The organism is Pseudomonas sp. GW821-FHT02H09 (genome assembly GCF_059421425.1).
The window spans coordinates 71,186-97,464 of record NZ_JBWKVA010000013.1 but is presented as its reverse complement, the minus strand read 5'-3'; the positions used below and the strand labels follow the sequence as shown (position 1 = coordinate 97,464).

24 protein-coding genes and 1 pseudogene are annotated in these 26,279 nt (G+C 53.3%); 4 read left to right on the top strand and 21 right to left on the bottom strand.

The genetic code is table 11. From position 1 onward, the window contains the following. Positions 1 to 119 precede the first annotated feature (119 nt). From AC07VR_RS18435 to AC07VR_RS18425, 3 genes and pseudogenes are all read left to right on the top strand, one after another. Positions 120 to 863 (top strand): GntR family transcriptional regulator, encoded by a 744-nt coding sequence (locus tag AC07VR_RS18435; protein ID WP_495012105.1) that lies wholly within the window; start codon positions 120 to 122, stop codon positions 861 to 863. 322 nt (positions 864 to 1,185) lie between these two features. Then, positions 1,186 to 1,290, top strand: a pseudogene (locus tag AC07VR_RS18430) (antitoxin Xre/MbcA/ParS toxin-binding domain-containing protein); the annotation flags it as partial. 1,002 nt (positions 1,291 to 2,292) lie between these two features. Further along, on the top strand, positions 2,293 to 2,730 hold the full coding sequence (locus AC07VR_RS18425) for a hypothetical protein (RefSeq protein ID WP_495012104.1): 438 nt from the start codon (positions 2,293 to 2,295) through the stop codon (positions 2,728 to 2,730). A gap of 219 nt (positions 2,731 to 2,949) precedes the next feature. Here the strand turns inward: AC07VR_RS18425 and pqqA are convergent, their stop codons facing one another. The 21 genes from pqqA to AC07VR_RS18320 form a co-directional block, all read right to left on the bottom strand. After that, positions 2,950 to 3,021 carry a pyrroloquinoline quinone precursor peptide PqqA gene (gene pqqA / locus AC07VR_RS18420; RefSeq protein WP_003243383.1) on the bottom strand — a complete coding sequence of 24 codons (72 nt, stop codon included), beginning with the start codon at positions 3,019 to 3,021 and terminating at the stop codon, positions 2,950 to 2,952. Between the two features lie 56 nt (positions 3,022 to 3,077). After that, complete coding sequence (locus AC07VR_RS18415) at positions 3,078 to 5,564, bottom strand: efflux RND transporter permease subunit (protein WP_495012103.1); 2,487 nt, start codon at positions 5,562 to 5,564, stop codon at positions 3,078 to 3,080. 13 nt (positions 5,565 to 5,577) lie between these two features. Next, positions 5,578 to 6,672 carry a WD40/YVTN/BNR-like repeat-containing protein gene (locus AC07VR_RS18410; protein WP_495012102.1) on the bottom strand — a complete coding sequence of 365 codons (1,095 nt, stop codon included), beginning with the start codon at positions 6,670 to 6,672 and terminating at the stop codon, positions 5,578 to 5,580. A gap of 132 nt (positions 6,673 to 6,804) precedes the next feature. Then, on the bottom strand, positions 6,805 to 8,163 hold the full coding sequence (locus tag AC07VR_RS18405; RefSeq protein ID WP_495012101.1) for a DUF1329 domain-containing protein: 1,359 nt from the start codon (positions 8,161 to 8,163) through the stop codon (positions 6,805 to 6,807). Between the two features lie 29 nt (positions 8,164 to 8,192). Further along, complete coding sequence (locus tag AC07VR_RS18400) at positions 8,193 to 9,851, bottom strand: DUF1302 domain-containing protein (protein ID WP_495012100.1); 1,659 nt, start codon at positions 9,849 to 9,851, stop codon at positions 8,193 to 8,195. A 503-nt stretch (positions 9,852 to 10,354) separates the two neighbouring features. Next, on the bottom strand, positions 10,355 to 10,864 hold the full coding sequence (locus AC07VR_RS18395; RefSeq protein WP_495012099.1) for a hypothetical protein: 510 nt from the start codon (positions 10,862 to 10,864) through the stop codon (positions 10,355 to 10,357). Between the two features lie 202 nt (positions 10,865 to 11,066). After that, complete coding sequence (locus AC07VR_RS18390; RefSeq protein WP_495012098.1) at positions 11,067 to 11,711, bottom strand: TetR/AcrR family transcriptional regulator; 645 nt, start codon at positions 11,709 to 11,711, stop codon at positions 11,067 to 11,069. A 64-nt stretch (positions 11,712 to 11,775) separates the two neighbouring features. Further along, on the bottom strand, positions 11,776 to 12,096 hold the full coding sequence (locus AC07VR_RS18385; RefSeq protein ID WP_495012097.1) for a 2Fe-2S iron-sulfur cluster-binding protein: 321 nt from the start codon (positions 12,094 to 12,096) through the stop codon (positions 11,776 to 11,778). A 35-nt stretch (positions 12,097 to 12,131) separates the two neighbouring features. Beyond that, positions 12,132 to 13,358 (bottom strand): NAD(P)/FAD-dependent oxidoreductase, encoded by a 1,227-nt coding sequence (locus AC07VR_RS18380; protein WP_495012096.1) that lies wholly within the window; start codon positions 13,356 to 13,358, stop codon positions 12,132 to 12,134. A 45-nt stretch (positions 13,359 to 13,403) separates the two neighbouring features. After that, a complete protein-coding gene (locus AC07VR_RS18375) occupies positions 13,404 to 15,083 on the bottom strand; it encodes a class I adenylate-forming enzyme family protein (RefSeq protein WP_495012095.1) in 1,680 nt (559 codons plus the stop codon). A 67-nt stretch (positions 15,084 to 15,150) separates the two neighbouring features. Next, on the bottom strand, positions 15,151 to 15,654 hold the full coding sequence (locus tag AC07VR_RS18370) for a VOC family protein (RefSeq protein ID WP_495012094.1): 504 nt from the start codon (positions 15,652 to 15,654) through the stop codon (positions 15,151 to 15,153). Positions 15,655 to 15,700: 46 nt separating this feature from the next. Further along, entirely contained in the window at positions 15,701 to 16,219 is a 519-nt protein-coding gene (locus AC07VR_RS18365; protein ID WP_495012093.1) for a MaoC/PaaZ C-terminal domain-containing protein, read from the bottom strand. 32 nt (positions 16,220 to 16,251) lie between these two features. Further along, the gene (locus tag AC07VR_RS18360) at positions 16,252 to 16,419 is read right to left on the bottom strand and encodes a rubredoxin (RefSeq protein ID WP_495012092.1); all 168 of its coding nucleotides are present in this window, start codon (positions 16,417 to 16,419) and stop codon (positions 16,252 to 16,254) included. A gap of 8 nt (positions 16,420 to 16,427) precedes the next feature. Next, on the bottom strand, positions 16,428 to 17,924 hold the full coding sequence (locus AC07VR_RS18355; RefSeq protein ID WP_495012091.1) for an aldehyde dehydrogenase family protein: 1,497 nt from the start codon (positions 17,922 to 17,924) through the stop codon (positions 16,428 to 16,430). A gap of 50 nt (positions 17,925 to 17,974) precedes the next feature. Beyond that, complete coding sequence (locus AC07VR_RS18350) at positions 17,975 to 18,772, bottom strand: SDR family oxidoreductase (RefSeq protein ID WP_495012090.1); 798 nt, start codon at positions 18,770 to 18,772, stop codon at positions 17,975 to 17,977. 44 nt (positions 18,773 to 18,816) lie between these two features. Beyond that, positions 18,817 to 20,028: a cytochrome P450 gene (locus tag AC07VR_RS18345; RefSeq protein WP_495012089.1), complete on the bottom strand. Its 1,212-nt coding sequence runs from the start codon at positions 20,026 to 20,028 to the stop codon at positions 18,817 to 18,819. 135 nt (positions 20,029 to 20,163) lie between these two features. Beyond that, entirely contained in the window at positions 20,164 to 20,556 is a 393-nt protein-coding gene (locus AC07VR_RS18340) for a carboxymuconolactone decarboxylase family protein (RefSeq protein WP_495012088.1), read from the bottom strand. 1 nt (position 20,557) lies between these two features. Continuing rightward, positions 20,558 to 21,391, bottom strand: a complete 834-nt coding sequence (locus AC07VR_RS18335) for an NAD(P)-dependent oxidoreductase (protein ID WP_495012087.1) — start codon at positions 21,389 to 21,391, stop codon at positions 20,558 to 20,560. A 28-nt stretch (positions 21,392 to 21,419) separates the two neighbouring features. After that, on the bottom strand, positions 21,420 to 22,190 hold the full coding sequence (locus AC07VR_RS18330) for an SDR family oxidoreductase (protein ID WP_495012086.1): 771 nt from the start codon (positions 22,188 to 22,190) through the stop codon (positions 21,420 to 21,422). Positions 22,191 to 22,250: 60 nt separating this feature from the next. After that, entirely contained in the window at positions 22,251 to 23,912 is a 1,662-nt protein-coding gene (locus AC07VR_RS18325; protein WP_495012085.1) for an aromatic ring-hydroxylating oxygenase subunit alpha, read from the bottom strand. Positions 23,913 to 23,932: 20 nt separating this feature from the next. Next, on the bottom strand, positions 23,933 to 25,705 hold the full coding sequence (locus AC07VR_RS18320) for an FAD-binding protein (protein WP_495012084.1): 1,773 nt from the start codon (positions 25,703 to 25,705) through the stop codon (positions 23,933 to 23,935). Positions 25,706 to 25,874: 169 nt separating this feature from the next. Between AC07VR_RS18320 and AC07VR_RS18315 the strand changes: the two genes are divergently transcribed. Continuing rightward, positions 25,875 to 26,249 carry a VOC family protein gene (locus AC07VR_RS18315; protein WP_495012083.1) on the top strand — a complete coding sequence of 125 codons (375 nt, stop codon included), beginning with the start codon at positions 25,875 to 25,877 and terminating at the stop codon, positions 26,247 to 26,249. The last annotated feature ends 30 nt before the right edge of the window (positions 26,250 to 26,279 follow it).

The window sequence follows — 26,279 nt, the reverse complement described above, 5'->3', positions numbered from 1 at the left end:
TCGTTTACAATGAGAGTGCCTGACATAATACGTATTAATACAAGTAGTCCCAATAACCTATTTTTATAACCTTAGAAGTGAAGCCACATCGCCTCACTCAAAGGCCATGGAAGCCGACAGTGTCCACGTCCATTCTTCGCGACAGCACGACCTCACTCTACGAACAGATCGCCCATCAGCTGCTCGAAGAAATTCAACGTGGCGATTACGAACCCAGCGGCAAGCTGCCGTCAGAGGCGGAGTTGGGCCAACGCTTTGCGGTCAGCCGCGTCACGGTTCGCCTGGCGGTGGGCAAGCTCAGCGAAGACGGGGTGGTGGAGCGCAAACAAGGGAAAGGCACCTTCGTGGCCGCCAAACAGGTTCGGCACGGCCTCGATGCGTTACGCAGTTTTCATGAAGCCTTGCTGCTGCAAGGGCTCGAACCGAGCATGTGCGTCATCAGCCATACCCTGCAGCCAGTTCCAGAGGCATTGCGCGGCTTATTTGAAGAAGCGGACGATTGCCTGCTTCTGGAGCGACTGCATTTCGTCGATGACGAACCCATCGCACTGGGGCGCAGCCATTTGCCCGCCGAGTTGGCCGGCGTGATATGGACCGAGGTCGAACATCAGCCGATCTATTCCATTCTCGAGTCGATTACGGGCTCGGCGGTCATCCGCGCCGACCTGGCGATCCGCGCGCAAGAGGCCGATAAAAGCCTGGCCAGCGCGCTGCACGTCAAACGCGGCGCAGCACTGTTGGTCATGGAGCGCACCTCCTATTTTGCCAACGGTCGCTGCTGCGACCGCACAACGTTTTTTATCCGTCCGGAACGCTACGCCTTCGTCCTCAGCGGGGTTTTCAAATCCACAAGCGGCAGGTAGACCGGCCGCTTATCGACAACGCTGAAATCACCTGAGATAAATGCTTTCTACCGAAACCTCACTGGCTACCCGTTATGGGTGACCTTGCCGTAGTAAAACGCCCCACTATAGCCGTAAGGCGAAAAGGTGCTGTACTCCAGGTTGCCGCCGGTGGAAGCATACGCATTGAGCTTCTCCCGGAGCTAACCTACCAAGGCATGGGCAACGCGATAAGGCGGTACAATCGGAATGGACTCATACCAAGGACAGATTAATGGCGCGGAATAACGTCAACGACCTGACCGCTTTTGTCGCGGTCGAGCGTTGACTATCCAAGTCTAAGGATCGCTTTTCGGGCAAAAGCCCAATTGCGATGCTCTCCACCATCCAAGGCACCCGGCGGGTTGAGGAGATGCTGATTCAGGTAGCAGAAGGGTTGGTATGTTGACGCCGACGCCGAATTGACCCACGTGCCGAGGTAAGACTGACCCATCTCCAAACCTGCACAAATCCAGCGCAGACAATGATTCGCGAGGAGTCAGACTGGGTCAGTGAAATCTCGACAACTGGGGCAATTCGGCGTCGGCGCCAACAATCCAGGCCGCCCTCAAGGCTTTCACGCCAGACCGAGGTGCGCTGCAATTTGTCGGCGGTGCGGAGGTAGAACATCAGGAACCGGTCGATATAACGGATCAGGGTCTCGGGACAAAGTAGGAGCATAATAAAGCGATCAGAACTATGTAACGAACGTTATATTATGAATAGCATTAGTAGTTGGATAGTCAAACTCCAAGACACTCCAGAAAGGAGCGGTTATGTCATCCTCGAACTATCTCCAGAAATTTTTTGTAAAACTTTGCCTCGGCCTTTGCGATGAGGCTTACGGCCCTATAGTGAACACTTGACTGTCGTCCTTACAACACTAAATCTTGACCTACTGACTGCTTTCTATCAGCGGAGGTAACGTGGTCAATTCTACTTACTTCGCCTATCACCGACAGGTTGGTAATCCCCGCCCATTCAATCGGCGTCATGACTAAAAACACTTCACGGTAACTCACACCGCTGTTCGTCTGCAGTTACACGCCACTTGCCGTAAATTTCTGGCAGGTGGGTTTTTAGTTACTGTTTCGATGGGTTGATTGAATTGGGTTGGTCAGCGCGTCGCGAAAATGATGAATACCATCTGAAACACTGCCATTACGCCGTCCACGAGAGCCTCATTTTTGCGTCTATTTGTTGCCCCCCCCCCCCGCTTTTTATCGCATTCGAGCCGAACGGTAATCTCCTTGGAGCAAGCCTTTAAATTTGGTCAAAATCCGATTCGCTAACGGGTACATATCCAATCGCGATTAGACCGACTATCCGAATAAAGTACGGGACTGCATAGACGACTAAAATTTGAATGGGGGATCACTTTAACGAGTCCTTACAACGCGGGAGGTTTGCGATGAAAATCGTATCTTCGCTGGTATTGGTGATAGTGGCCGGGTGGATCTCCGGGTGTACAACCGCACCCAAGCAGATTGTCACCGTTCCACTGCAGGCAACCAGCTTCAATGCCGGGCGTATTGCCCAAGCAGTTTTGACACCCTTGGGCAATGAGACTGAACTCGTAGTGTTTGCCAGTGGTGTTCCCGATGGCACCACAATACCCGAGCATTTGTACACTTACATCTATTTGGGAAACTGCACCACGCATGAACCGAACCCGGTCTATTCGCTAAATGAAAGGGTTACGGATCTGTATGATGTGAGGGCGGCGACACAACTCTGGAAGAGAGTACCGCTGGCCTACGATGCGCTGCGGTCCGGTGGTTATACGCTAGTCGTTCGAGCCAGCCCGTTCGACGGCAATAATGATATTTTCTGCGGAAATCTGGGATGACCCCTGAAACCTCTATAACAGTCGCCGTAGGCCTCGTTTGATAGATTGTCCACAAATGGCCATCGCAGACTCATGATTTCGCGAATCAGCGAAGTGCTGCAGAACTCGACTCAGCCTGTGGCAGTTGTTTCAGAGACGTTTCACAATCACCAGCGCATGTGAAAAGCTCCAGGAAGGTAGAGGCGGGCCCTGCAATCCAGGGCCCCCTCAGTATCGGACTCAACGATTTGCGAAGTACATCGTTACTTCAAAACCAATTCGTAGGTCTGTATAGGCAGGTTTTGTCCACATGGTTCGGTTCCTCTGTTGTGATTTACTAGTCCGATTGATGATGTAATGCCTTCTTTTCACACGTCAGCGACGACATGTCTTTCAGCAGCAAGGGGTTCAGGTTTCTTGTCTGCCATATCACGCCCCGTAGGCGCCTTGCCCGTCGTATCGGATGTACCAGGCAATAGGAAATGCGACAAGGCCGGGATCAGAATGAGTGCCCCGAGCATGTTCCAAAGGAACATGAAGGTCAGGAGAACGCCCATGTCTGCCTGGAACTTAATCGGTGACCACACCCATGTGACCACCCCCGCAGCCATGGTCAAACCGATGAGGGCTACCACCTTTCCGGTAAACTCGAGCGATCCTCTATATGCGGTGGAAAGGGTATGCCCCTGTCGTTGCATGAGTAATTGCACGCTGAGCAGATACAGCGCGTAGTCCACCCCCACCCCTACCCCCAGCGCAATCACGGGTAACGTGGCAACTTTGATTCCAATACCAAGCAAGACCATCAGTGCTTCACACAATACCGAGGTCAATATCAGCGGGATCAAAGCCACCAACGTTGCACGCCAAGAGCGGAACGTTATAAGGCATAGCAGCGTTACTGCACCGTAGAGTAAGAAATGTATATGCCAAAAAGACCTATGTACGACAATATTTGTAGCCGCTTCTATGCCTGCACTTCCTGCGGCAAGCATGAATTGGCGATCTTCCGTATCGTTCGCAAGGGCAAATGCTTGAACCGCACTGGCAACGCGATTGAGCGTTGCGGCCTTATGGTCTTCAAGGTACGCAATCACTGGTAGAATCGCGCACTCGCTATTGGTCAACTCAGGCTGATCAACCAACACTTGACTGCGCGCTGCAGCGAGGGTACTTGGGATTCGACTCAAGGACATCCACCGTGGATTGGCTTCATAATAACCCGATGCCGTCAGTTTCACTGCATCCGCTGCACTACGCACTGCTAAAACACCAGGAACGTCACGCAACATTTCGCTTAACCGTAATACTTCGGTCATCGTCTCAAAGCTTTCACATAGTCCAGAGGGAGTCTTGACGATCACAGTGAATTGATCGCTGGACAAACCAAAGTTAGCGTTGTTGAACGCAACGTCTTTGTTGTAAAGGGAATCAGGCCTGAGTTCTGGAGCTCCCGCGCCAAGATCGCCTACCTGAATATCCATACGTATCAGTAGCGCACCACCACCTAGCATCAATGCCAGCAAAATAGCGCCCAATGCCCACCGCCGGGTAGTAAACCGGATCAAAAACTCCCAAAAGAAACTGATACCGGCATTAGCCTTGTCCTTATTATCGGACTCGTTCAATGCGCGTTTCGCCGCTTCCGGTGCCACACCTATATAGGAAAGCAAAACTGGAATCAGTACCAGCTTCGTAAAGACCAACACCGTCACACCTAGGCTAGTCGTAAGAGCCAAATTGCGAATGACCGGAATATCGATAATCATAAGCACAGCAAAGCCAACAATATTTACCAATAACGCCATCAGCCCCGTCAAAAACAAACGTCGAAAGGTGTAACGGGCGGCGACATATTTGTGAGCTCCGCGTCCGATGTCGCGCATTACACCATTCATTTTTTGCGCGCCATGTGAGAGACCGATGGCGAAAATCAGAAAAGGTCCAAGAACGGAATAGGGATCTAAGACAAACCCAAACAGCTGCATCAATCCCAACATCCATACGACCCCCAGGATTGAGACCAACACGAGCAGCAGAGTGCTTCGCAAGCAGCGGGTATAAAAAAATACAAATAGCGCGGCGATCACTGTGGATACCGCAAAATACATCATCACTTCGACGAGACCAGCAATCAAGTCGCCAACTAGCTTAGCAAAACCCACAACATGAACTTTAACGTTGTCAGTATCATATTTTACTATTAGCTGCGCCAGATTTTTACCCAAAGCATTATAGTCTATTGGCGCATCAGTGCCTGGCATCCGTTCAAGTACTGGTACTTGTAACATGCTTGATTTAAAATCATTTGACACCATATTGCCGACAAGCCCGGCAGCCAGAATATTTCTTCGCAACTGGTCAATTTTTTCTGCAGATCCGTCAAAGCGATCTGGCATAACTGGACCGCCGCGAAAGCCTTCTTCGGTTACTTCTGTCCAGCGCACAATTGGCATCCAGAGAGAGCGCATCCAAGAGCGGTCCACACCCGGAGTCAAAAATACCTCATCATTAATACGACGCAGCACTTCAAGGTAAGCCGCGTCTAATATATCACCCTTAGTGTTTTCTACGACAATCCTTACAGTATTCCCCTGCCCTTGCAGTGATTCTTTATTCAGCAAATAGTTCTGAATCCAGGGATGAGACTGGGGAATCATCTGCTCAAAGCTGCTGTTGACGGGGATTTTTGTAGCATGCCAACCGAGAAAAGCAGACAACATTGCAATGGATAACAAAATAATCAAACGATGGTTGAAGATAACCCGCTCCACCCAACTACCTGTGAGCAAATCAAAATACCGAGGGTCAGCTATTACTGGAAAATCAGTAGAATTTGACTGGTTGCCAGCCATGGGACACCTCTTATTATTTGAATGCTTGGGTGGTTGAATGTGGAGTGATAGATAACGCCTCGGTCTGCACACCATTCATGCCAGCGATCACCAAAATATTTGGTTCTGTAAATACAACACCTGCCAACACGGTTGGATGTTTTACTCGAGAGACAATAAACTCTGAGCTACTTACCGGCCCTGCTACTACCTCACCACTCTGTGTAACCAGCGCAAGTATCCCTTCGGGCGTCACAACCCCATCATTGATACTGGCTTGAGTCGGAAGCGACAGCGATTGCCAGCTTTTGCCCTCATCGCTACTGCGGTAGGCATTTCCGCGCAAACCAAAAGCTATCACATTATTTTTATCACCCGTAACACCAAAAAAACTTCCGGTATAACCGCTAGGGTGAGCAATGAAACGCTGGCCAGACTCATCCAGTTTCCACACCATTCCTCGTTCACCCACAATAAATACGTCATCGCCAACGCGACTCACCGCATTTAGATGAAGCACATCTGGGTTTTGAACCCGGTCCATCCATGGTGTCCAATGTTTACCGCCATCCTGCGTTGCTAAAATCAGCCCGAAACCACCGACCACAAAGCCTTGGCCTTTATCTCCAAACCAAACGTCCAGGAACGGCATTTCCGGACCGTTTTTAAAATTTAACTGAACGTCCTGAATATATTGCGCTGCCGCCGCGTCACCGGTCGCTAGCCTTTGCTGAAAGTAGTCAAGCGCCAAGGTAACAACTTGCCGCCCGTCAATTACTTTTTCCCACGTCAAGCCTCCATCGGCTGTATGCAACACGACGCCACCGTGCCCAGTCGCCCACCCAGTTGTGTCTGTAGAAAAACAGACACTCACCAAATCAGCACTAACTGGGCTTTCTACTTGCTTCCAGGTACTTCCGTGATCATTTGAAACAATAATACGCCCAAACTCACCCACCGCTATCAATCGCGATCCAGCACGTGCGACAGAGAGCATAAAGCTTGACTCAGCCCGTTTGGTCAGTACTACTGGAGTATCAAGAGGGTCTATGAAACCACTCGCTGCCACCAGCGTGGATAGCAGTAATGCAGCGAGTGCAGAGATGAGTTTATAACGGTATCGTCTCATTATTTTCTTTCTTCTTCTGGCAATTCCAGGTCTTGGTCTCTGCCGCGTTGAAGCGACAAAAACCAAGCTGGAAAGGCTAACAACACAATAGTTATTCAGTGCTATTCGCACGCAAGATTGAAAGTAAAAGCACTAGCGAATACCGGTCCCTTGCAAAGCGTTGCTAGTGGTCTCAAACTCAGCTCGCAGATCCGTAGGTCTTGCATACGCGCCCTTGTCACCAAATACTGGAGTAGATACGTATTGGCTGCGGGTCAAATCGTATACCGTCACGGAACCGAACATCCATTGCACCTTTGGATCGTAAAATTGAAGCAGTGCGTTATTACCTACCCTAAACAACTGGCCGGTTTGATCAAACCCAGAGTACATGACCAGCTTCCAGCTATCCTCATCGAAATAGAATTCGCGTTTTTTTGCAGCGTGGCGCACACCTTCTTTTACTGTGGCCTCTACTTCCCACACGCGATGCAATTCCCAACGCGTATATTCTGGATTCATATGCTTTGCACCCAGAAGCTTATCCGATGGAGCGTTAAACTGCGCATAGGCGTTATAAGGAATATACATCTCCTTCCTCCCAACCAACTTCCAGTTGAAATGGTCAGGCCGTCCCGAATAAAGATAGGTTTCGTCGAAATATACTCCGCCGCCATAAGCTGGAGACGGTGTATCGTACTTGAACTCAGGTGCCAACCGGACGCGCCGCTGCCCTGGAGAATAGGACCACGTGTTGTCAGTGCTTTTTTCATAATCAAGCGGATAGTGTAGTAGATAACCATCCCCAGCGACACGTGCCGGCTCTTGAGCGATAGCTTTCAATTTGTACCAAGGGCCTTTGACCTCTGTATTTGCCTGATTGTAATAAGGCACCTCATTGTAGGTATCCATAACACTCATCAGGTTAACTTTACCTGCTCCGTCTACCAAATAGCCCGGAGAGCGAGACTCTGCGGCGACCGGTTGCCAGTAGAGCAAATGATTCCACAATACTTCGAGGCCATTTTTCGGGATCGGGAAGGGAATACCACCGTAAGCACCTACCACGCCGTCACCGCCTTCATTGACAAGCTTGGCAACGGTCGCATTCTTCTTGGTGTTGCTTAACACCCAGTCAGGATAAGGTGCCGTGCGATGCGTCGGGTATACAGGTAACTTAAAAGTTTCTGGCCAACGTTTTAGCAGCCCCTGCGTGCCTTCATCCAACTTGTCGGCATACTGCACCATGTTAGCCGCAGTGATAGTAAATAATGGCTTTTCGTTAGCAAACGGATCAGGGTATCGGCCACTCCCAGGTTTATAGCTGGCCGGTGGCGTTAAGACTCCTCCAGCGTATTCGGGAATGGTGCCTTCAGCATTACCAGCTTTGATAGCTCCAAAGTCAGTAAGCTGTGCCCCAAGCTTTTTCGCCTCTTCAGGGGAAACTGCAGCAAAAGTCTGTCCCCCTATGATCATTGAAATTACGGCGCCCAGCAAAATTCGCGGAATCATTATTGTTCTCCTGCCACGCTTTCTGTTTTTTAGAAACTGGTTTGAAGCGACAACGTCAGGAAACCGCGGTCATTGGTTGTATAACCACCATTGCCGGAGGTTGCCACACCATTTACTACGCTATTAATGTCATAGTATGTGTCGCTGTAAGTAAGTGCTATTTTGTGCCTGAAGAAAACATCCGCCGCAACACCGACCGAATAACCATAGTGCCCTTCGTTACCACTCAAGCTAGTGGCGCCATTACCACTTAAGCCGTAGCGTGCGGTGATAGGCATAGATAAGTCTAGACCTGGTAGCACTTGCAGCCACTGCGGACTGAATTGCATGCCCACACCCCAGAAGTTTTGCGTTGCGCACCCGTCGTGACGATCTATAGCACCTTGACAGCCGTAGCCTTCACCATTAAAAAACTCTTTATTCTTCGTAACATTTAATAAATGTGAGTATGACAACTCACCAATAACTGTACCGGTATCCCAGAGTGCTGTAGGCGTAAGGCCCGCTACGAAGTTTGTCAAAAGATGCAAGGTATCGCCGCGTGGCCCTTCATTATTCGCCGGATTTATACCTAAAGCGATCAACGGTGTGTCTTTACGAGCGGACAAATCGACGCCATAACTAACGCCGTCAACATTCATATTAAGACCAATACCAAGCAACTTGATGTCTTCTGGATAGACTAGGCGATAAGTGCCGGCATTGAGGTCAACCAGTGGCGCCAACCACGGGGTCGGGTCATCAAACTGACGGTAATACAGAGCTAAAGAACCACCATTCAGTGCGTCGGGTGTCCAGTTTGCGCTCAAGCCAAAGCTACCATGCTTCTTATCAGGCTTTATACCGTCCTCTCGACGCAGGTTGAAATGTGGTGCAAGGGGAAACTTGTCAGGTCCATCAAATAAGAAATCCGCCGCACCAAAATAGGTGCCACCTTCCGAAAAGCGTGTCGGTTTCCAATCAAGAAAATACTGCCCCGCCAGCGATACCGTGGGTAGTACCTGTGATTGGAAAGAGATTTGGTTGACCGGAAGAAACGCTTCCTTCGCAGTGGTACTCGGTACGGCAGTCGATTTCCGGGTATCTATTGGCGCTTGGCCGTAGGCTATGCCCTGTGCAAAGAAGTCGAATGTAGCAGAGCCCCAATATACTGTATGCCTACCTGCTTTCACATTCAGCGAGGTACCAGCCAAATCCATGTTCGCAAAAACAAAGGCGTCCAGTAACTCTCCTGAAGGGCCGTTGTAATAGCGTTTCACCAGACCTGAGTCGTGATCATTGTCGTAGCTGCTATCAAAGCCAGCCCCTTCCACTGCAGGACTCTGTTTTATCTTGCCATCGTCGTACGCCTGGTCATACCAGCCTGCGGCGCTCATGCGAAATCCGTATTTGCGCTTGTAGATAACATCCATTTCGGACAACAAATCAACTCGATTGAGGATCTGGTCACCTTTGTCGAATCTGTTGTCACTCTCATCGCTGTTTGGGGCATTCGCAATTTTACTATCGCGCCCTTCCATTCGCCAACCAGCAGTGTATTTGGCTGTGGTATCCAGGCGTACCGAGAAGTCAGGGTTGTCAAGGTCAAGATTGAGCGCGAATACCTGAGGGGCTACGCCACAGGTCGCTATAGCTAGCGCAACACTGAATTTTGAAAGCTTCGGGTAGAAACACTCCACTGCGGCCATTCCAGAACTCCCGTGCAGGTTATTGTTATTATTCATTTATTTGAAGCAAAAGCTGTGTAGAACCCACCCGATGGAAGGGTCTTACTGAGCTCATGTAAGCATCGAACCCCCATGATGTCAATCAATTGATTGAATGGATCGAAAGACATAATAAGGCCCGCATCAGGTCCGACACGGCGAGCTAGGCTGGAGGGGGAACGGCCGCAGATTGGCCACAAAATGGGCTTAGCAAACTCATAGGAGCACGTTCGGCTCGACCGAATGAGATAGCCATATGAGTTGGCCAGGCATGAACGCACAGGCCCTTGCCGTAACTATTGTTTTAAGCCGGGTAATGACATGCAATAGGTGTTGATCCCGTGAAATTACTCACAGGCTTATGATTCCCGACACACCGCACCGACGCTCTCCTGCTGGGGACCCGGAGAGTTTTGGGCAATCGAGTTTCCTTGTTTAACAGAGCGCGGTCAGAATCAAGCCCGCGCTCGTTCGCAAACAGGTTCTCAGAAGGGGTCTGAGCGCAGCAACGTTCGATTGTAGAGGACCTGGCCGTCCGGGGTCATGAGATACCCGGTAATGCGCTGGCCGTCGTCTATGACCTCAGTTGTGAGAACGTAACTGGGTTTCCCATCGAGCCCTTTACTGATTCGGTACATGTACGAATCCGTGATTTTCACAATCTTGATATACGCAGTCGGTTGGCCTGCGTAGTACTTCGGCAGATTGATAAGTGCACGTTCGTCGCTACGGTCGCCTTCATCTGTTGTGTTGATTCGTACAATGTCTCGGCACATATAGGGAGCCCATCCACCGTCTATCACCGAGGTGTGAACCATCCGATAGGCAGGATCAGTCCCTACCGTCAGGTCCCAGTCGTATATGTCTCCGTCGATCAGTAGCCTCAGATCCTCTCTGTCAACTTTATCGGGAGCCCAACTGTTAGTTTCAAAGTTCCATTGTCTGCATCTTTCGTAATCGATCTTCCAGCATCCGGTGAATGGGCTCTCAGCCATGTCAGACTCCCTCACGTAAGTTTTTGTTTTGTTTTTTAGACGCGCTTTTTGTATATCACACCCAGCAACTATATCAATCAACTGATTGTATAAATCGATTGACTTCCAACCTGACCGAAATGATTTAGCGATTTTTTCGCTAGCGGCTGAAAGCTAAAAGGGGGTTGTGGAGAGCCCTTTCAGGCCACTCCAGGTAAGATGGCTACGACGATGAATGCAGGCCGATCAAGACCAGAATATCAGCGATGGCTGCGTTGACGGCCTCTCGCGTCATCACGTGCAAACCGGACGACAACTCGCGGTTGGCAAACGATGCCAACATGTTCTGATCTAACGAAGCGAGACGCTCCATCGACGTGTATATGACCGACGCTAGCATGTAGTGGTTAGTCAGCGACGGGCGGGATTTTTTAAACTGTGCACCTAGCGCTTCGATGATTCGATTTGAGAGATCGACTCGTAAACGGATGAACTGCGGCTTTCCCCGGTCGGACTCGATGCATAAGATACGCAATTCGTACCGATGCCTATCCCAATAGTCCATGTAATGTTCTACAAAACGTGCCATATGGAGCGGGAGTTCGGCCTGGCTCCAATTGTCTTTGAGGTCTTCGAATATGCTATCGCTTTCGACCAGGACGTCCATCACGCAGTCAAGCAGTAAGTCATCTAGATCTTTGTAATAGGTATAAAAGGTGGCAACCGAAACACCCGCTTCTCGGGCCACCTCGGTGCTATTGAGCTCATTGTAGGAGCTGACAGCAATGAGAGATCGGGTCTTTTCCACGATCCTTCGCCGCGTTATCTGCCCTTTGCGGCCCATCTTCTGGCCCAGTTGATTCTTCAAAGTCACTCCCACTACCCTCTACCGCTCACGCATATTCTCTTCCTGCGTAAGCACGTTCGCTTGCTTAGAACTGAGATTCTGGCAACCGCACCACGATTCCGTCCAGTTCATCGGTTACGAAGACTTGACAGCCCAGACGACTAGTTTCCAAAGGCTCCAGTGCACAATCGATCATGGCACTTTCCGACGCACCAGGTGCCCCTGCCCGTTCAAACCATGCCTCGTCAATGTAGCAGTGACAAGTAGCACAGCTACAGGTGCCCCCGCATTCGCCGAGGATGGCATCGATGCCATTGTCCAGCGCCGCCTGCATGATGCTGCTGCCGTTTTTTACTTGTACATCCCGGGTTTGGCCATCATGGGTTATGAATGTAACTACTGGCATATACTGTTTTCCACCCTTAACGCGTGACTAGCTTTTCAGCCGTTGAAGATCGCTTGCAGCGGCACTGAGTCATCCGCCAATAGTGCTGGGTCCACCGTTCTGCGCTCAGTCAGCGCACGACGCGACAGCATGAACTCCTTGGGGCGACTCATCGCATCGACAGCCAGCAGCTTTTCACCTAGGAAGTAGAACACCGCGACGCTGCGCCCGGTTTCCCAATCCCCTCGAATTACTACCCGGTCATAGCCTTGCGAAAGCCCCGCGATCTGAAGTTTTACGTCGTACTGCTCCGACCAGAACCACGGCAGCGCGTTATAGGGTTCCAACTTTCCACATAAAGTCTTCGCCGCGACTTTAGCCTGATCCATTGCGTTTTGCACCGACTCGAGGCGTAACTGGCGACCGTATAGGATGTTGAAATGTCGGGTGCAATCGCCGACCGCAACAATGTCGGGGTCACTGGTACGTGCATATTCATCAACGCAGATCCCATCATCGGTAACCACACCCGAGTGTTGTGCCAAATCAGATTCGACAACTACACCAATACCGACGATGACAAGATCGGCCTTTAGCTCTTCTCCCGAGGCGAGCACCACCCGCTCCACGGACTTGCTCCCGTAGAATCCCGTTACGGCAGCTCCGGTCATCAGGCGGACGCCTTCTTCCTTATGGATGCGTGCGAAGAACTCCGAAACCTCAGGCGCAGTGACGCGTTGAAGGATTCGTGGCATCGCCTCCAGGACTGTCACATGCATGCCCAATTGGCGAAGGGAGGCTGCCGTCTCTAGGCCGATATATCCGCCACCGACAATGACAGCCGACTTACCTGGCGCGACAAACTGCTGGATGCGGTCAACATCCTTCAGTTCGCGCAGGTATAGCACGCCCTCCAGGTCAGCCCCAGGCACATGAATACGTCGCACACGCGCGCCAGTGGCCAATGCTAGTTTTGTGTATGGAATTTCAGCCCCGTCATGCAGGATCACTATGCGGCGGTCGCGGTCGATCGATTCAACCCGAGTACCTAACAGCAGATCAATTCGTTCTTTCTCGTAAAAACTGGCAGGACGAATGAGCAGGTCTTCATAGCTCTTGCTGCCAGCTAGATAGCCCTTGGACAGCGGCGGGCGCTGGTAAGGCAGTAGCGGTTCGGCACTGACAAGGGTAACCATACCTTCCCAACCTTCCTGACGCAGGCTGGCGGCCAACTGGCTAGCGGCGTGGCTTCCCCCGATGATGACGCAATGTTGCTTATCCATGATCCCTCTCGCCCGCTGGAGTGACTGGTGCTGGCCGATTTGCCATCAACCTTCGATGCGTCCTGTGAACTCGACGCTTTTGAGAAGCTCGCTCTTTTTGACTTTTCCGCCACTGGTTCGGGGCATATCTTCTGCAGCCAACAGTGCATAACGGCGCGGCATCTTGTAGTGCGATAGTTCCTTTTTCAGGTATGCGTGCAAAGCAGGAACATCCAGTTCATGAGCCGCATTCTTGAGGACAATCGCTGCTGCCACCACCTCCCCCAGCTTGTCGTCTGCAAGACCCAGAACCGCCACCTCCGCCACGTACGGCAAACGCATCATCACTGATTCGACTTCCCGCGGAGAGACATTGGTGCCGGCTGTCTTGATCATTTCTCCACGGCGACCCAGGAAGTAAAGGTGCCCTTCTTCATCGAAATAGCCATTATCACCACTGCGATGGAAGCCCTCGGCGGTAAAGCACTCCTCACGCTCTTTCTTGTAATAACCCTGCATCACCGCATAGCCGCGGATATAGATTTCACCAGGTTGGCCACGCGGGCACTCCGCCCCCGTTTCCGGATCAATGATCAGATGCTGCAAACCTGGAATGCCGAACCCGAACGATCCGACCTGGTGAGCCTTGAGCAAGGTGCCGCTAGGCGCCTTGGTATGAGGACCGAGTGTCTCCGACTGACCAAGGGAGTTGGGTAGTCGATTTAATGGAACTCGCTGCCCATCAGCGCCTAATGGAGCGCGAAATCCAAAGGGTGCCAGCGCCGGTTTTACAAAGCGGAAGTCTTCCTCGCGAAAGTCAGGATGTTCACGCATCTTGTCAAAACCATCCATCCACCCGTCCAGAAGACCGATACGTTCCTTCTTGATCAACGCAATGATGTCACCGATGTCTCGGGATTGCGGGGTGATCATGGTGCAGCCAGCGTGCAGGCTCTTCATCATTTGGAAGATGAACCCTCCGACCCAGAATAAAGGGATGGCATTGAGTGCCTTTTCGCCCGGAACGCGCCCCTCAAGCGAATGCAAGGCGTAGCTGTGGCGGACCATTGCTCCTTGGGAGTGGACGACGCCCTTAGGGTCGGCGGTGGTACCCGAGGTATAAATTATGGTGCCGATATCTGCAGGTGTTACTTGTGCTTCGACATTCTTCAAAAAGCGTATATCAAGAGTTTTACTCTCAAACTGGAGAAATGCAGGATAGGCAATAGCCCAAGCCGGCACCTGCGCCCCCAACATGACGATCCGGCGCAGCAGCGGAGCATGCCATAGGTATTGCTCCCGTCCGGGTGCCAGGTCCTGAAAGATCTCCTGAAGCCGGTCAGCATAATCATGACGAAGAAAATCCCGCGCGATTATCAACAGCGCGGCGTCGGAATGCTTGAGTAGCCAACCGAGTTCCCGCGAAGTGCTAAGCGTGCTCATCGGCACGAATACGGCACCTATGCGGCTGCAAGCGAGCCAGGCGATGACCCAATCAGGACCATCTGGCAACACCACTGCCACGCGACTCCCTTTGCCAATTCCGGCCTCAAGAAGTGCCAAAGCCAGACGGGCCGAGCGTCGCTCGGCTTCGCGAAAACTGACTCGCTCCTCACCCCGTACCAACCAGGTCTGATTGCCCAAGACATCACAGGCATGATGCAACATGTTGGGGATCGTCGGCAGATATCCAGGGGTTAAAGCGCACACAGGCGCTGGAGCGGACGTCGACACGAGATTGTTCATTTTGGCGTATACCTTGAATGCTTAATCGATATGCATATCGCCGGTCAGCCGGCATGAAGCGATCCAGTCATTGCGGTGGATGCTTGATCCACTCCATCAACGACAACCAATTTCCGTCAGGGTCATAGGTGTTCACGAATGCGGCACTGAGCGTCGAAGATATCTGCATACGCTCGACATACTCCACCAAGTACCCATGCAGATTCAGCCGCTCACGAATGCCCATGACGTTGGTGACATTGAGCGCGATCCGTACTACTCCAAGGCTGCTTTCTGGTTTTGGTGAACGCGACATTTTCTCCGGAGACTTCCACTCCATGAGCTCCAGGGCGGTGATAGCTCTAGGCTCCTTGCCCAAGCTGAGCCCCACACAGTAAAAGTCACCGGCGCTCGTTTGATTCAATGGAATAGTCCGTAGATCATTGATATCCGTATGCATGGCAGGATCAGTACTAATGATTCGGTTCACATTGAAACCCAGCAATTTGTAGTAATCGATCGAACGCATGAGGTCACTGCTGTGAATGACTACATGACTGATGTTGCGTACTTCACCTTCATCCGTGTTCATGATGATCACTTCTGTGTTCGGGTTGTTTCGAAGAGAAGATAGCCGCTCAGGTAGCCGGCCGGCAGGCTGTCCAGGCGAGACCTTTGAGCGTGGCAATCACTTCACCAGTCTGATTCCTGATCGTTTGTTGCAAGGTGACAATGCCGCAGTCCGGCTTGCTTTCGCTGCGACGACTGCCGATGACCTCAAGTCGCACCGATAACACGTCGTCCACGTAGGCTGGTTTAAGGAATCGTACTTCGTCGAATCCCATGCCGCAGATGTAGTGGAATCGATTGTCTTCGTTCAGTTCATAGGTCAGGCGGGTGGCGATCGCGAGGATATGGCAACCTGAGGCGATCAGTTTGCCAAACGGGCTGGCGGCAGCCGCAACAGGGTCGATATGAACCGGCAAAGGGTCGAAACGGAGTCCGAAATCCACCACTTCCGCTTCGCTAACCAGGTACTCGCCACCTTCGCGATAGAACCCTATTGGCATGTCTTCAAAAAAATAATCGCGTGCCACATTGAACCTCTCGACGGTTTCCACGTTGATGGAGGGCTTGCACGATGACAATCGCAGCAAGCCCTATCCACACCGCTTACTGAGACGCGAATTCAGTCGATTTCGATCATCGCGAAATCGCTTTTCGCCGCGCCGCACTCAGGACACATCCAGTCGTCTGACACGTCCTCCCAACGGGTACCGGCGGGAATTCCTTCATCCGGCCATCCATCGGTTTCGTCGTAAACATATCCACAGAAAAAACACTGCCATCTTTTCATTTGCGTACTCAACCTACGGGATATTGAATGGACTTTTTAAGCAGGTAGGTATCCAGCCATTCCGGCCCGAACTCCCTGCCCACACCCGAGCGTTTGTAGCCACCGAACGGCCCTGGAAGATATAGCCCTCCCGTTCCGCCGTTGATGCGTACGTCGCCTGTGCGCAATTGCTTGGCCATTTCAAATGCACGCACTTTATCGCGCGACTGGATACCGCCCGACAGTCCGTAAACTGAATCGTTGGCCATAGCGACCGCTTCATCGTCGTGGTCGTAGCCGATTACAACACCTACAGGTCCGAAAACTTCTTCCTGCGCCAAGCTCGATCGATTGTTGACATCGTCAAACAATGTTGGCTCGAAAAAGTATCCTTGCTTGAGGTGCGCAGGTCTGCGCCCACCGAATACCAACTTGGCACCTTCGGTTTGTCCGACATCGGTGAAGTACTCTGCTTTTTCTCGAGCCGCATTGGAGATGAGTGGGCCCACTACCGTATCCGGTTCGGCCGGATCACCTACTTTGATCTGACTGAGTATCGTCTTCATCGCCTCGACGAACTCTTTGCGGATCGAGTTGTGAACGATAAAGCGAGAAAGGATTGCACAGCCTTGGCCTGCATGTACGGTGAACCCGTAGCTGGCCAACGCAGCCGCGGCAAAGACATCTGCATCGTGCCGGACAATTAGCGCAGACTTGCCGCCGAGCTCCAAATGGACCTGTTTGAGCGTCTGCGCTGACTGGGCAGCCACTGCCTTGCCCACGGTCTCCGAGCCGGTGAAGCTGACCAAGTCCACTCGCGGGTCTGAACACATCAGTCCACCGACCTCTGCGCCACCAGTAATGATGTTGAGCACGCCTGGTGGCAGCCCAGCCTCATCAGCAATCTTGCCGAGCATCAGTGTGGAGAATGGAGTAAATGGCGAAGGCTTGAGTACCAGGCAATTCCCCACTACAAGTGCCGGTGCGATCTTGGTCATGGAGACCAACAGCGGGAAGTTGTATGGACTGATACCCGCCACTACGCCATATGGATCACGGTAGGTAACACCACCACCCAAAGTACCGGCTGCAGAAGGGTCGAAGATGCTGGGAGTAACCACCACATCGGTGGGCTCGGGGCGGATGCGTTCGGCCAATTCAACGCAACGCTCTATGGCCTCGATAGCGCCGCAAAACTGCGGACCGTTTAGCAGCAACTGGGTAGACCCCACCTCTGCGAGCAGCAATTTGCGCACATCCTGCTCATGTCGCAGCAATGCGTCACGAAAGCGCAGCATGATGGCGCAGCGCTCTTTCATCGTCATACGCGGCCAAGGGCCGTTATCGAAAGCGTTACGGGCTGCAGCAATCGCCGCGGTGGCATCTGCCGCGCCAGCCACTGGAGCTTTACCGATGACTTCTTCGGTAGCAGGGTTGTCGACATTTTCGTACTGGTTGCTCAGCGGCTTGCGGTACTGACCGTCGATATATAGACACTGCAGGTCGGTGTAAGGAATTGCACTCATGTGAATATTCTCGAAGTTGAACAAGGACTCAAGGAATGAGTGAACACGCCCTACAGCGCGTGACGAATCTGGCCGCCGTCGACCGAGAAGATCTTGCCGGTGATCCAGCTGGCCTCTTCCGACAGCAAAAAAACCACCATATTGGCGATGTCTTCTGTCTTCCCGAGGCGGCCCAATGGAAGGGTTGCGACGATATGGTCCAGGTGCTCCTTGGGCACAGCAGCCAGCGCTTCGGTTTGCGTTGGACCTGGCGATACGGCATTGACCCGAATACCGCTGGCACCCAGCTCGGCCGCCAGGGAACATGTCAGGCCGTTCACGCCCAATTTGGACAGTGCGTAGTAGAAACAGGAGGCCGTGGCATCCATGTTGGCTGCAGTAGAGGACTGATTAATGATGACGCCGCCACCGCGTTTGACGATATGAGGCACGACCGCACGGCTCATATAGAGCACGCCGTTCATGTTCACTTCCATGAAACGGCGGTAATAGTCCAGATCGACTGTCAATGGCGTTTCGTAGCGCATGCCGGCAAAGATCGCAGCGTTGTTGACGAGAAAATCGATTCCGCCCAACTCGCGCTCAACGACCGCAGCCAGTTCGATGCAGGAGTGAGCGGATGACACGTCGACACCAGCGAAGATCGCACGACCACCACTGGCGTTGATCGCCGCGGCAACTGCCCGCCCCTTTTCCTCATTCATGTCGGCCACGGCTACCGCAGCACCTTCGCGGGCCAGCCGTTTCGCGTACTCTTCTCCGATGCCTTGTGCAGCCCCGGTTACGATCGCCACTTTATTATTGAATTTCATCGTTGTTCCCTCACCCAGATGGTCGTCATCGACCAAGCCATTGTTGTTATCGAGGTAGAAACCTTGCGACGCAGCGTTGTCTATTTCAGATCCCACTCAAGCGGCAGGTCATGTAGCGCAGACACATTGCCCCGGTCTACGGTCAGTTGAGCGCCAGGCTTGACACGGAAATCGGGAAGTCGGGTCAGCCAGACACGCAAGAATGCGTTCAGTTCGACACGTGCCAGCATGGAACCCAGGCAACGATGAGGCCCATCGCCGAATGCACCGTGGAAACCCTGCGGGCGATCAAAATCGACCTCTGTCGGATTGGCGAACTCACTCGCATCCATGCAGTGGGCCATTGTTGGGACCACGACCATGTCGCCTTCACGAAGTTGAACGCCGTTGAACTCTTCGTCACGCGCAACGATTCGCGCCAGGGTGGATACCGGGAAACGGCGAAGCAATTCATCAACCATTTTTGGTATGCGTTCAGGCTTCTCCATCAACTCGCGACGCTTTTGAGGGCTGCGCGCGAGGTAATTCATCGTGAAGCCAAGCACGGCGGCCACAGTATCGAGCCCCCCCAAAAACAACAGCATGGTTAAGCCGGTGAGCTCGTCCTCGGTCAGGAGTTCTCCGTTCACTTTGTCCTGCGAAAGCTTGCTGAGCAGGTCATCACCTGGGTTAAGCCTGCGCAGTCGCACAGCTTCGCGGGCATAGGCTGACAGCGCTGCGCCCGCTTCGTTACTCTCGACGTTAGTCGGGCGGATCATCTCCTCAACCAGGGCCAGCAGCATCTCCCGGTCATGTGCGGGCAGCCCGGCCATTTCCATGAAGATCGCGATCGGCAAGTGGTAGGCGAGTTGGCCCATAAACTCGCACTGTCCAGACTGCTCAAAGCCATCGATCAGAGCATGGGTAAGCTCTGCAGCTTTATCGCCCATCGGACCGACGGCCTTTGGTGAAAAGTATGGGTTGAGAATGACGCGATACTTGCTGTGATCCGGTGGATCAAGGGTGATGGGCACCGGTGCAGGGGACAACATGCGCTCTTTCGGTACGATGAGGATGCGTGAGGAAAACAGTTCGGCATTACTCAATACTTCCCTGAGCATCTTGCCGCGCGTGACAACCCAGTGCCCACCGTTGGCTGGCGTCCAGAAGATATCGGGATAACCAAGTTCGTTGATCCTGGAAAACCATGACGCATAATCACCATCGCAGGACAATCGGCCATACATATCAAAATCACGCACCAGTGCTTCTGGCACATTGGATGGAATTTCTGTCTCTTGAGATGCAAACATGTTTCAACTCCAGGGTTGAGACTCGACCAACTACCGCCTAAGAGTTCCGTAGACAAACAGGCGATTTAATTGTGTCAATCAATTGATTCAACAAGTACTCGAGGCTGGCCTCTATTACTTCGAAAATCTTCTAGGTTATGCCTTGTTTCTGAAGCGAGACTTTGCCTGTTCGACGCCACTGGCGACCGCCGATGCATTGCCCCAACCGCAGTAAAACGCCAGGTGAAGCACCGCCTCATCTAATTGCTGTTCATCCAGTTCGCCATTGCACAGTGCCCCATAGACCTGTGTCTCGATCAAGTCGGCACGTCCCAGCATGGCGGTGGCGCCAATCACCAGCAATCGGCGATCACGGATAGAAAGATGCGGTCGACTCCAGATCTCCCCAAACTGGTGTCGAATGGTTTCATCGATGTAGGGTCGATCTTTAGCTGGAAGAACAAGATCGGCAATTCCTGGCCCGTACACCTTGTCCATCATGTCCAAGCCACTATCCAGAGCTTCATCGCCCGTGTTGTGCCTGCTCATTTCAGTACTCCAGTTGGACCAGCTTGCGCGCGGACTGCAGTGATAAGGTGGCCATAGGCAACTGCACGTCGAGATCAGCCGCCAGCTCGAGCGCTGCAGACAGGTCTTTATCCAACAGCCCCGCAACGTGCCGTCGAATACCCAGTTCCTGTTCATCGACGTCCGCCGGTGCAGCGCGATTCATCCACAGCATCGGGCTCCCTACGCCTGCCGCACTAAAGTCAACTGCTTCGGCGAGCTTCCCGATATCCACGCCTGCCGCACGAGCCAGGCAAGTCGCCTCGTAAGCCGCGCGCCAAATGTTGTAGACGAGGGTATTGCGGGCAATTTTTGCCGCCATGCCAGCACCCGGTCCACCCATGTGCAGTACGCGGCCCGAGCATTGATCAAGCAGCGGATAAATGCGCTCGAACACCTCTGGCTGTGCACCCACCAACGACACCAGGCCCTTATTTGCTGCTGCCTTATCGCCTCCCGTCACGCCGCAATCAATCACCGTCGCCCGGTCTCCGACCAGCGAAGTGATAGCCAACAGATCTGCCATGGAGAGCGTGCTCTGGATAACGATCATAAAACCCGGGGCAGCTCCCGCTAGTACTCCCTGAGGCCCACTCAACACGTCTTGGACCTGCTGCGCGTTGACCACCGCGATGATGATTGCGTCGGACTGTCGCGCAAGCTCCATAGGACTTGTGGCGCAGGGCCCGACACCTTCCAAGCCAGCGCTGGCCTCCGGCCGAACGTCGTACGCCCCCGACAGGCTTCCGCTACGCGCCAGGCACTGGGCAATGCCACCGCCGATCTGCCCTAAACCAATTACACCTGCCTTGATCATGGTTTTCTCCAGTAAAATTGGTTTGAGATCAGGCGCTGCGGACTTCAAACAGGTCCATGTTGGCTTCACGAGGCAGGGTCAATGCATGCAGCAACGCGCTAGCTACAGTCGACGTATCCATGCCTGCGCCGGTAAAGGCGTTGTGACCGGTCTTTTCCCAGAGCGCGAGTGCTTGTTGGAGCTCACCTTCCTTCCAATTGGCCAGGCTGGCATTGGCGTCCTCGCCTTTCATGCGCCCAACTCGCAGCACCGCCACTCGGATACCGTATTCGTGAAGCTCTGCTCGCAGACCGGCGGAAAGGGTTTCCAGCCCGCCCTTGCTAGCCGCATAGACCGTCAGGTAAGGGAATGGATTTCGGGTTGACTCCGAGGAGACGTTGATGATGTCTCCTTGGCCTTTTGTCTTCATGCGTTTGGTGGCTTCCCGGATGCAAAACGCAGCACCGAGCAGGTTGGTGTTGAGTGTGTCTATCAGCCCTTGGTCGTCGGCGTCCTCAATACGGAACGGAACGTAGAGCGCCGCGTTATTGACCAGGATATCGACCGGGCCGAAGTGGCTATCGACCTGATTGAAGGCGGCTCGCACCTGATCCGGGTTTGCCACGTCAGCAACCACCGGCAAGGCGGCCGGCCCCAAAATGTCAGCCAAGGCCTCAAGCTTGTGACGCGTGCGACCCAGGATAGCGATACGGGCGCCAGCCTCCACCAACTTGATCGCGACCTGCTTGCCCAGGCCAGTGGCAGCACCGGTCACAATCGCGACCTTACCTTTCAACTCGTTATTCGAAATATCAGACATGTTGGCTCTCACGGAACATTAACAAATCACAGATATGGAATAGGCACGTCTGCGCGTGGCTTAATGGCTTCTGGCGATAACCGTTTCGTCCGCTGTAGCCGCCGTCGCGAGTGCCTCGTTGTAGTTGCGATGGAAGTTCCTGATCTTTCCTTCCTGGTAGGCCGAGAGCCAGGCATGGGGGTCTCTCATCGTCTTCAGCCCCTCTTGCACCCGCTTCACGTTCGTCACATCCTGGTCGAGGATTTTTGCGAGCATGAAAAGCTCTGGAGCTTCGGTCCATGGCTGGTCGACGCCGAGCACGCGCAGCGGCGCTGGCGCGGGTTTGGGCTTACCCTCCGGCCATGGTCCCAGCAGCATTACGTCGAAAAGGCATTCATCTGGATTGCTGCCATTGGGACGGAAACGAAACACAACACGGGCGAAGCCACCCCATGGATGCAGATTGGGGAACAAATCGTTGAACGAGGCTTCGGAGTTCAAGTCGGCATCGGAGTACTGCTCCACCTCATCCCCAATCAACGTGCGTAGGAACCCACGGGCGTTGTCCGCGGCCATGTGATAAGCAGCAAGCGCTTCCTCTTTGTCCGGAAAAATGCCGCGCATCGGGCTGCCGCGGTTGATGCCCCCCAGAATATGATCAGCACGCCCCCAATTGCCAAATACGTCATAGGGTGTGTTGGCCATGTCGCCGGTTAGAAATATCTGTTGCGGGTGTGTGGCGATCACATGGTAGGACTCCATGAACGCTTCCATTACCACCTTCCAGTTAGCCTGAATGGTCTTCTGCACATGAGCCTGCTTGAAGCGATTCTGAAGCTTGAACTTCTCGTAATGCGCCAGCATCACCGGCCCCAGGAATTCCTCAAGAGGAATCGCTTCTGGATCGGGGTTGATGAAGATGAAGCCGGCCCAAGTAGCCAACCTTGCTGAAGGCAAGTTAGAGACATCTTCACGCACACCTGGGAAGTCCCACTCGGCAGGAATTTCCTTTAACGCGCCGTCCAGACTCCAGCTCCAGCCGTGGTACGGGCAACGCAACAATTTCGCATTTCGGCCATCACACTCCTTCAGCTTGCGACCACGGTGCAGACAGGCGTTGTAGTGGGCCTTGAACGTATTCTCCCCGGTGCGCACGACCAAGAAAGACAGATGAGCGATTTCATAGACATGATGATCGCCAATGTTCGGAATATCGTCCTCTCGACATGCCATCTGCCAAGTGCGTTTCCAGATCCCCTCGACCTCACGGTCGTGATAGCTTTGCTCGTAATAGCAACGCACATCGACCTTCTCGGGCCCTCCTGGCATTGGCGACTTCAAGCGGTAGACATCTAGCACTTGCTCGGGCTGCCGATCCTTGTCGAGCAAGTAGTCGACATCGATGTGACCCGCCGAACGCATTCCCTGATCTGTCATACAACCAGGATCCGGCTGATACGCAGCCACTTGTCGAGGCATTTGCAGATCATATGGCTCAAGCATGCCGGGACGGTTGTAGACACCGACTGGTGCGTAGACCCAGTACAGATCATTACCGGCTGGAAGGTCTTTACCACCGATGTATTGAATTAGATGGTTGTCCGCCGACGTCAGACCGCCTTCCAGATGATTACCATCGACGGAGAACACGCCGTAATCGCCGTTGGCTTTCTCGACTCGGACAATACCGTCCCCAATCTCTTCGTAAATATCGCCACTGATCGCATGTACATCCTTACGCATAGGACACCTTCGCTTCTAGGTCAGAGAATGTGGCTGGCGTTCTGCTCAGTCGTCACGGCATCTGAAGGACTGGTGGTAAAAGCATCGATCCCACCATTACCCTTGATCGTTTCCGCAGCGCGCCAGCCAGACCAGATGCAGTCGGCCAGTGAAAGTCCACTTACGTAGTAGTTCGAACAGATTCCCACTGCACTGCGACCCGCAGCGAATAGCCCGACCACCACCTTGCCAGCGTCATCAAGTACTTGGCCGGTGATATCATCCAGCACCAAACCGCCCATGGTCACCGCTCCAATTGGGGAGAACTTGAGGGGGGCGCCGATGTTGGTAGCGTAGTAAGGAGCTTCGAGAACGGGACGGCGCAACGACTCTGACTTGCCAAATTCATCAGGTTGATCCTTGGCAATTAGCTGGTTATGGGTAGCCACCGTCTCGACGAGGTTCAGCGCCGGCACACCAATCTTGCGCGCCAGCTCTGTCAGCGTCGGGGCACTGATCGTGTAGCTGCGAAGTGCAGACTTCGCCTGCATACGCAGGATGGAACCTAGCTCCTTGCTCGCCGCTTCCTCATCAACCTTGGCCCGCAGGGATGCATCGTAAATTAGCCAGGCCTTGGCATCGGCGTGTTCGAATACCGCCTTGCCGACATGGGCCGAATAAAGCTCTTCGTTGACCAGACGTCGCCCTTGCGGGCCGATGGAGATTGACTTGGTCCAGGAGGCCGGTGGATAGGTAAAACGCCACGCCGATACGACGTTCATCTGACTGACCGTCCCTCCCGCCGTCATCCCTAATTTGATGCCGGAACCGTCGTCGGAAATCGTCCCGAGTGGCATAGACGCCCGGTATGCTGGCGCAGTCTTGTCCATCATTGCTCGGTTATAGGTGAAGCCCCCGGCAGTTAACACAACGGCTTTCCGCGCACGGACCAAGCAAGGCTTCGCAAAGCTGCGCTCGATACGCGCAGCTAGTCGCTGAACGGGGCCCAACAACCCCAGCATGCCCAGGACCTGATGACTGCCCAAGCTGTACAACAACGCATGAGCCTTAGCAGCCAATCCCGAAGACATGCGTTGTAGCTCCGCTCCCGCTACGGCACCGTCGGCGTCGATCACTAAGCGGGTCACCCGACTCTGGCGATACAAACGTACATTCGTTTGCCGCTCAGCCGCGGCGAGCAGCGGCCCCATCAGGAACGGCCCACTACTAACCTGGGACCCAGGTTTGAGCTCGACCCCAACCGGTGGTTTGGCACGGTGTCCGCGCGGTGCGGCATCGGCCTTTTCAAGCGCCGCAGCCGAGCGTTCGTTACCGGAAAAGTAGAGAAAGTCGGTCGCCGGATAAGAAGTCTTGGCGTGGGTAAGCGGGCCCCCGAAGCGCGCACCATGACTCTCCAGCCAAGGAATGAACTCTGCGCTGGCCTGGCAGAATCGCCGCACGATGTCCGGCGGCACTGCGCTTCCTGTTTCGGTAAGGAGGTAGTTCGCCATGTTCTCGGCCGAGTCCTCAATATTCAGGTCCCGCTGCACCCGAGTACCACCGGCATAGACCACCCCACCGCTTTGTGCACTGGTACCACCACCCAGACCGCGGTCTACACCGACAATCTGCAGGTTCGCACCCTCGCATGCCTTGAGAATGGTCGACACACCGGCCAGCCCCAGGCCAACCACCAGCACGTCACATTCCAGATCCCAGCTGACATCTTTGGCGGTCCCAACCATCAGGGGCCGAGCGACTTCTGTCGAGGTGGGCGTGAGATCGTTCAGGAAGCTGTAGTTTCCCTCTGGCATCGGTGTTCACTCTTATTTTTGTTGTGGACAGGACTCGGCTGCATCAGTCCGTGTGTTCCTGCAATCTTGGTCAAACACTAACTAGGTGACCGGCATTGTGTCAATCAGTTAATTGACTCAACCAAATGATTGAATCATCATCTCATCAACAAAAATCAGGAGATGTAAAATGTTCAGTCATGTCGTAGTCGGCGCACATGATGTTTCCCGCGCCAAAACCTTTTATGACGCAGTCTTGGGGGCCCTTGGTATCACGAGCTCTTTCTCTGATGACGCTCGGGTGATGTATCAACAGAACGGGATCTCTTTCATTGCTACCCTTCCCATCGATGGCCAGCCAGCCACCTACGCCAATGGTGGCACTATCGGCTTCACCTGCCACTCCCCAAATCAGGTAAACGATTGGTATAGCGCCGGGGTGGGCAACGGTGGCACCAGCTGCGAAAACCCTCCAGGTATTCGAGAAGCGTTCGGCGCCCGGTACTACATGGCTTACCTGCGTGACCCCTCCGGTAACAAGTTGTGCGCCTACTGCACGGATTGATCTCTCGTTCAAAAACCTGCCGGGCGCTGA

Bases quoted from the DNA above. Each gene is read 5' to 3' on its own strand.
- AC07VR_RS18335 (WP_495012087.1), bottom strand. From the start codon at position 21,391: ATGATCAAGGCAGGTGTAATTGGTTTAGGGCAGATCGGCGGTGGCATT.
- AC07VR_RS18375 (WP_495012095.1), bottom strand. From the start codon at position 15,083: ATGAACAATCTCGTGTCGACGTCCGCTCCAGCGCCTGTGTGCGCTTTA.
- AC07VR_RS18315 (WP_495012083.1), top strand. From the start codon at position 25,875: ATGTTCAGTCATGTCGTAGTCGGCGCACATGATGTTTCCCGCGCCAAA.
- AC07VR_RS18395 (WP_495012099.1), bottom strand. From the start codon at position 10,864: ATGGCTGAGAGCCCATTCACCGGATGCTGGAAGATCGATTACGAAAGA.
- AC07VR_RS18360 (WP_495012092.1), bottom strand. From the start codon at position 16,419: ATGAAAAGATGGCAGTGTTTTTTCTGTGGATATGTTTACGACGAAACC.
- AC07VR_RS18400 (WP_495012100.1), bottom strand. From the start codon at position 9,851: ATGGCCGCAGTGGAGTGTTTCTACCCGAAGCTTTCAAAATTCAGTGTT.
- AC07VR_RS18415 (WP_495012103.1), bottom strand. From the start codon at position 5,564: ATGGCTGGCAACCAGTCAAATTCTACTGATTTTCCAGTAATAGCTGAC.
- AC07VR_RS18405 (WP_495012101.1), bottom strand. From the start codon at position 8,163: ATGATTCCGCGAATTTTGCTGGGCGCCGTAATTTCAATGATCATAGGG.
- AC07VR_RS18340 (WP_495012088.1), bottom strand. From the start codon at position 20,556: ATGAGCAGGCACAACACGGGCGATGAAGCTCTGGATAGTGGCTTGGAC.
- AC07VR_RS18320 (WP_495012084.1), bottom strand. From the start codon at position 25,705: ATGCCAGAGGGAAACTACAGCTTCCTGAACGATCTCACGCCCACCTCG.
- AC07VR_RS18385 (WP_495012097.1), bottom strand. From the start codon at position 12,096: ATGCCAGTAGTTACATTCATAACCCATGATGGCCAAACCCGGGATGTA.
- AC07VR_RS18345 (WP_495012089.1), bottom strand. From the start codon at position 20,028: ATGTTTGCATCTCAAGAGACAGAAATTCCATCCAATGTGCCAGAAGCA.
- AC07VR_RS18380 (WP_495012096.1), bottom strand. From the start codon at position 13,358: ATGGATAAGCAACATTGCGTCATCATCGGGGGAAGCCACGCCGCTAGC.
- AC07VR_RS18330 (WP_495012086.1), bottom strand. From the start codon at position 22,190: ATGTCTGATATTTCGAATAACGAGTTGAAAGGTAAGGTCGCGATTGTG.
- AC07VR_RS18425 (WP_495012104.1), top strand. From the start codon at position 2,293: ATGAAAATCGTATCTTCGCTGGTATTGGTGATAGTGGCCGGGTGGATC.
- AC07VR_RS18370 (WP_495012094.1), bottom strand. From the start codon at position 15,654: ATGAACACGGATGAAGGTGAAGTACGCAACATCAGTCATGTAGTCATT.
- AC07VR_RS18410 (WP_495012102.1), bottom strand. From the start codon at position 6,672: ATGAGACGATACCGTTATAAACTCATCTCTGCACTCGCTGCATTACTG.
- AC07VR_RS18355 (WP_495012091.1), bottom strand. From the start codon at position 17,924: ATGAGTGCAATTCCTTACACCGACCTGCAGTGTCTATATATCGACGGT.
- AC07VR_RS18325 (WP_495012085.1), bottom strand. From the start codon at position 23,912: ATGCGTAAGGATGTACATGCGATCAGTGGCGATATTTACGAAGAGATT.